Origin of the sequence: Burkholderia sp. E168m23, from assembly GCF_016586125.1 — a bacterium.
Lineage (GTDB): Bacteria > Pseudomonadota > Gammaproteobacteria > Burkholderiales > Burkholderiaceae > Burkholderia > Burkholderia orbicola.
Genome location: NZ_BCPP01001344.1, coordinates 1 through 1,380 on the forward strand (window position 1 = coordinate 1; position 1,380 = coordinate 1,380).

The 1,380-nt window shown below is 68.4% G+C and carries 2 protein-coding genes and 1 pseudogene; all 3 read right to left on the reverse strand.

The window, feature by feature from the left end; translation table 11 throughout:
- On the reverse strand, positions 1-312 hold a 312-nt coding region (locus JMF90_RS37145; RefSeq protein WP_201326348.1), incomplete at its 3' end, for a (2Fe-2S)-binding protein.
- Entirely contained in the window at positions 312-1,106 is a 795-nt protein-coding gene (locus tag JMF90_RS37150; RefSeq protein WP_006479666.1) for an ABC transporter permease, read from the reverse strand. The genes JMF90_RS37145 and JMF90_RS37150, both read right to left, overlap by 1 nt.
- Positions 1,103-1,380: pseudogene (locus JMF90_RS37155) on the reverse strand (ABC transporter permease); the annotation flags it as partial. The pseudogene JMF90_RS37155 and the gene JMF90_RS37150, both read right to left, overlap by 4 nt.

Consider the following 1,380-nt stretch of genomic DNA (forward strand, 5'->3'; position numbering starts at 1 on the left):
CGTGAGAATCCGCATGCCTTCGGCGATCGGCGTCGAGCATGCGCGCATGCGTGCGCCGGCTTCGGTGTGCACCCAGCAGTCCTGGCAGGCGCCGATCAGGCAGAACCCCGCGCGCGGCTGACCGCTGAATTCGCTGACGCGCACGCGACGCTGCGCGACGAGGATCGCGGTGAGCACGGTGTCGCCGGCAAGCGCGTGCGCGGGGCGGCCGTCGAGCGTGAACGCGACGGCGGCGCGTTCGCGTTCGGCGACGCGCACGAACTGCGCGCGGTCGTCCGCGACGTCGGTGGAACGGGAAACGGGAGTCGTCATCAATGTTGGCCGATCAGGATGCGGTTCAGGCCGTACACGCGATCGAGCAGCAGCATCGCGCCGGCGGTGATGAAGATGACGAGCGCCGACACCGACGCCATCATCGGGTCGATCGATTCGGTCGCATACATGTACATGCGCACGGGCAGCGTGACCGTCTGCGGCGACGTGACGAAGATCGACATCGTCAGCTCGTCGAAGCTGTTGATGAACGCGAGCAGCCAGCCGCCGGTGATGCCCGGCACGATCATCGGCAGCGTGATGCGGCGGAAGGTCGTCCACGGGTCGGCGCCGAGCGAGCACGCGGCCTGCTCGATGCTGCGGTCGAGGCCGGCAACGGACGCGAGCACGAGCCGCATCACGAACGGCGTGATGACGATCATGTGCGCGAGCACGAGCCACGCGAACGAGCCGGTTGCGCCGATCAGCGCGAAGAAGCGCAGCAGCGCGATGCCGAGCACGAGGCCGGGGATCACGAGCGGCGACAGCAGCAGCCCGTTCAGGAATGCGCGGCCGGGGAACGTCGCGCGGCCGATCGCGAGGCCGGCCGGCAACGCGATCGCGAGCGACAGCGTCGCCGACGCGAACGCGAGCTTCACGCTGTTGACGAATGCGGTGACGAAGTCCGGATAGTCGAGGATCGCGCGGAACCAGCGCAGCGATACGCCATGGGTCGGCAGCGTCAGCGTTTCGTCGGGCGTGAACGCGACCAGCACGACGATCGCGAGCGGCGCGAGCACGAACAGGATCACGAGCGTGTGGAAGGCCAGCGCAAAGGGGCCGTTCTTTCTCATCGCGATGCGCCTCCGAGGCTGCGCGCGTAGCGGCGTTCGAGCACGCGGTAGTAAGTGAGCATCACGACGAGGTTCGCGGCGAGCAGCAGCACGGCGATCGTCGCGCCGAGCGGCCAGTTCAGCGAGCCGAGGAATTCGTCGTAGACGGCCGTGGCCGCGACCTTCAATCGCCGTCCGCCGAGCAGGCCCGGAATCGCGAACGCGCTCGCCGACAGCCCGAACACCATCAGGCTGCCCGACAGCACGCCCGGCATCAGTTGCGGCACGACGATGC